General features: G+C 67.1%; 1 pseudogene. It reads left to right on the top strand.

What is annotated here, in order from left to right:
- Nucleotides 1-128: 128 nt before the first annotated feature.
- Nucleotides 129-252 (top strand): annotated as a pseudogene (locus WFM69_RS19395) (transposase); the annotation flags it as partial.

Genomic DNA, 252 nt, shown 5'->3' with positions numbered 1-252 from the left:
TACAACACCGTGCGACGCCACTCGGCGCTGGGCTACCTCACCCCGGCCGACTATGCTCGCCACTGCACCCACGAAATGAAACCCGACGACTCACACAGAGACCGGACCTAACAACGGGGGCGGCCCACGTCGACCAGTTCCGGCACCGCCCGCTGGGTGACGCGGGGCCGTTCACGTTTGTCGCGGCGGACGCGTTGACGATGAAGGTTCGTGAGGGCGGCCGGGTGATCAACGCGGTCGTGCTCGTCGCGA

The organism is Microbacterium sp. LB12, assembly GCF_037150835.1.
Taxonomy (GTDB): Bacteria; Actinomycetota; Actinomycetes; order Actinomycetales; family Microbacteriaceae; genus Microbacterium.
This window is presented reverse-complemented; position numbering and strand designations above follow the sequence as displayed.